This window comes from Pseudomonas sp. TJI-51 (assembly GCF_000190455.2).
Taxonomy (GTDB): Bacteria; Pseudomonadota; Gammaproteobacteria; order Pseudomonadales; family Pseudomonadaceae; genus Aquipseudomonas; species Aquipseudomonas juntendi.
Window position 1 is genome coordinate 51,492 of record NZ_AEWE02000053.1, and the last position, 3,889, is coordinate 55,380.

Below are 3,889 nucleotides of genomic sequence, written 5' to 3' on the forward strand. Positions count from 1 at the left end.
TCATCGGTTTGGTGATGCGGTCCGGGTGGGTCGCGTAGCCCCAGGCGAAACGCCCTTTGACGCAGGCGTGGCCATGGTTGGCGCCGCCGTTCTTGTCCGGGACCATGCGCACCAGCTTGTCCCCTTTCATTTCTGCGCGGAACGAGCAACCCACACCGCAGTAGGCACAGGTGGTGACCACCGAACGCTCGGGCTGGCCCAGTTGCACCAGGCTTTTTTCCGTCAGGGTCGCGGTTGGGCAGGCCTGCACACAGGCGCCGCACGACACGCACTCCGAAGCCAGGAAATTGTCTCCGCCGGCCGCCGCCACCCGCGACTCGAAACCACGCCCGGTGATGGTCAGGGCGAAGGTGCCCTGGATGTCCTCGCAGGCGCGCACGCAGCGGCTGCAGACAATGCACTTGCTCGGTTCATAGTCGAAATACGGGTTGGAAACGTCCTTTTTCTCAGCCAGGTGGTTGGCGCCGTCATAGCCATAGCGCACCTCGCGCAGGCCAACCTGCCCGGCTACGGTCTGAAGCTCGCAGTTGCCGTTGGCCGAACAGGTGAGGCAGTCCAGCGGGTGGTCGGAGATGTACAGCTCCATCACGTTGCGGCGCAAGCCGGCCAGGCGCGGGGTTTCGGTGCGCACCACCATGCCTTCGTTGACCGGCGTGGTGCACGACGCCGGGTAGCCGCGCATGCCTTCGATTTCCACCATGCACATGCGGCACGAGCCAAAGGCTTCAAGGCTGTCGGTGGCACACAGTTTGGGGATGCTGGTGCCGAGCATGGCCGCGGCGCGCATCACCGAGGTGCCGGCCGGCACACTGATGGCACGGCCGTCGATGCTCAGGCTGACCTGCACGTCGCTGTCGCGAGCCGGGGTGCCCAGGTCGGTTTGCGGGTCGAAGAAGTTGATCACTGTGCGGCCTCCGTGGTGGTCAGCCCGAAATCGGCGGGGAAGTACTTGAGGGCGCTGGCGACCGGGTAGGCGGTCATGCCACCCATGGCGCACAGCGAACCGTACTGCATGGTGTCGCACAGGTCGCGCAGCAACAGGGCGTGGTCATGGCGCTCGCCCGTTTCGCTGCTGGCGATCAAGCGGTCGACCACCTCCATGCCCCGTGTCGAGCCGATGCGGCACGGGGTGCACTTGCCGCACGACTCCTCGGCGCAGAACTGCAAGGCAAAACGCGCCATGCTGGCCATGTTCAGGGTGTCGTCGGCGACCACCACACCGCCATGGCCGAGCATCGCGCCCATGGCGGCGAAGGCTTCATAGTCCAGCGGCGTGTCGAAGTGGCTGGGTGGCACCCAGGCGCCAAGCGGGCCGCCGACCTGCGCAGCTTTCAGCGGCCGGCCGCTGGCCGTGCCGCCCCCGTAGCCCTCTACCAGCTCGCGCAGGGTCAGGCCAAAAGCCCGCTCCACCAGGCCGCCGTGGCGCACATTGCCGGCCAGCTGGAACGGCATGGTCCCCAGTGAGCGGCCCATGCCGAAGTCACGGTAGAACGCGGCGCCCTTGGCCAGGATGATCGGCACCGAGGCCAGGGTGAGCACGTTGTGCACCAATGTCGGCAAGCCGAACAGGCCTTGCAGCGCGGGCAGTGGCGGCTTGGCGCGGACGATGCCGCGCTTGCCCTCGATCGATTCGAGCAGTGCGGTTTCTTCACCACAGATGTAGGCGCCGGCCCCCACCCGTACCTGCAGCTCGAAAGCCCGGCCGCTACCGGCTACGTTGGCCCCCAGGTAACCGGCCGCACGGGCGATGGCAAACGCCTGCTCGAGCACACGGATGGCATCGGGGTATTCCGAGCGCACATAGATGTAGCCCATGTCGGCGCCCACGGCGAGGCCGGCAATGATCATGCCCTCGATCAGCAGGAACGGGTCGCCCTCCATCAGCATGCGGTCGGCAAAGGTGCCTGAGTCGCCCTCGTCGGCATTGCACACCACGTACTTCTGGCCTGCGCCAGCGTCCCGTACGGTGCGCCACTTGATACCCGCCGGGAAGGCCGCACCACCGCGGCCGCGCAAGCCGGAGTCCAGTACGGCAGCGACCACTTCGGCGCCGTCCAGCGCTACCGCGGCTTCAAGGCCGGCGAAACCGCCGTGCGCCCGGTAGTCATCCAGCGACAACGGCCGGGTAATGCCGGCGCGGGCAAACAGCAGCCGTTGCTGGGTGTTGAGGTAGGGGATGGCCTCGACCGGCCCAAGCGCCAGCGGGTGCTGGGCGGGCTCACCAGCCAGGGCATCGAGCAGCGCCGGCACGTCTTGTGCGGTAACCGGGCCAAAGCCGAGGCGGCCTTGCGCACTGTCGCACTCGACCAGCGGCTCCAGCCAGTACAGCCCACGCGAGCTGGTGCGCTGGATTTCCAGCGGCAACTGGCGCCGCTCGGCTTCGCGCTGGAAGGCCTCGGCGACCTGGTCGGCGCCCACGGCGCGGGCGACCGAATCACAGGCAATGAACAGCTTCAGCATGCTGCATCCTCCTGGCAGGCATTGACCAAGGCGCGCAAGCGCTCGGGGGTGAGCCGTGCATGCACCTGGCCGTCGAGTTCCAGCGCGGGTGAGCAGGCGCAGGCGCCCAGGCAATACACCGGGCGCAGGCTGATGGCGCCGTCGGCACTGGTGCCATGGTCGTCGAGTGCCAGCTGTTCACGCAGCTGCGCCGCGAGTGCCTCGGCGCCACGGCTCTGGCACGACTCGGCGCGGCACAGACGCAAGGTATGGCGTGCCGGCGGCGCAGTGCGGAAATCATGATAGAAACTGATTACCCCACGCACCTCGGCCAGGCTGAGGTTGAGGGCATGGGCCAGTTCGGGAACGGCGGCATCGGGGATGTAGCACAGGTCATGCTGGATAGCATGCAGCATCGGCAACAGGGCGCCGGGGGTGTCTTTGTCGCGCGCCAGAATGCGCTGGATAACGGGCAGGTGGAGCAATTCATCAGGCATACAGCGGACCTCGGCATCACGGACCCTGCCTGTTTTGTTGTAATGGCAGGTATCCAGCGTGTTCTGCTGCGGCACGCCGGCAACGTCACGGTTGCGCGATGGCGGCGGCCTCCTCGCTGACGGCCGCGCATCTGCGTGCGCTGGTCCGACGGCATCCTGCAAGCATGGCACTTATGCCGCCGAAGGGTTGCGTACGAGCGACCAGGCGCATTCTGAAACCGACGCTGGTCAGCCCCGGCCGTGGGCCTTGAGCTTGAGTTTCTCGGTATCGACGCGGACGAACACCGAGTCCGCCGTCACGGTCAGCACATCGCCAGCCCAGACTTCACAGATCACCCGGCTTTTGCGCCCTACTTCACCTTCTACCCGGGCCTTGAGCAGCAATTCGATGCCCATCGGGGTGGGTTTCAGGTAGGTCAGGTTGAGCGTGCCGGTCACGCAGTCGATGCGCGGCACGCTGCCCGGCGAGCGGCCTTCGTGCCGGTAGTGGTAGGCCATGGCGGTCCAGTTGGAATGGCAATCCACCAGCATCGCCAGCAGGCCGCCGTACACCAGGCCCGGCCAACCGCTGAAGGTGCTGTCCGGGGCATGCCTGCAGACCAGGTGGATACCATCGGCATGCCAATGGCTTTGCAGGTGCAACCCGCTGGGGTGGGAACAACCGCAGCCGTAGCAGGTACCGTCTGGTGCCGCCATGGCCTGGAGGGAAAGGGGCTGGTCGTTCATACGCTTCCTGTGCTGATGAAAAAGGGGGCGCGCAACGCCCCCATTAAAGCAGAAACATCAGGCGGCCTGCGCAACCACGCGGCCACGCCGCTGGGTCAACGACACCAGCAGGATGAACACGGTCACCGCGGCGGTCATCAGTGTTTCGTAGCGGTAGGCATCGCTGAACAGCATGTAGCCCAGCACCATGACAATGGTGCCGATCACCAGCCAGGTTAGGTAAGGGA

At 66.3% G+C, this 3,889-nt stretch carries 4 protein-coding genes and 1 pseudogene; all 5 read right to left on the reverse strand.

The window, feature by feature from the left end; translation table 11 throughout:
• Positions 1-904: 2Fe-2S iron-sulfur cluster-binding protein (locus G1E_RS12295; RefSeq protein ID WP_047149849.1), on the reverse strand; the 904-nt coding region annotated here is incomplete at its 3' end.
• A complete protein-coding gene (locus G1E_RS12300) occupies positions 901-2,460 on the reverse strand; it encodes an NADH-quinone oxidoreductase subunit NuoF (RefSeq protein WP_009684208.1) in 1,560 nt (519 codons plus the stop codon). The genes G1E_RS12300 and G1E_RS12295, both read right to left, overlap by 4 nt.
• Entirely contained in the window at positions 2,454-2,936 is a 483-nt protein-coding gene (locus tag G1E_RS12305) for a formate dehydrogenase subunit gamma (protein ID WP_009684209.1), read from the reverse strand. The genes G1E_RS12300 and G1E_RS12305 overlap by 7 nt, the downstream gene beginning before the upstream one ends.
• A gap of 228 nt (positions 2,937-3,164) precedes the next feature.
• Complete coding sequence (locus tag G1E_RS12310; RefSeq protein ID WP_009684210.1) at positions 3,165-3,662, reverse strand: PaaI family thioesterase; 498 nt, start codon at positions 3,660-3,662, stop codon at positions 3,165-3,167.
• A 57-nt stretch (positions 3,663-3,719) separates the two neighbouring features.
• A pseudogene (locus G1E_RS29455) lies at positions 3,720-3,889 on the reverse strand (GABA permease); the annotation flags it as partial.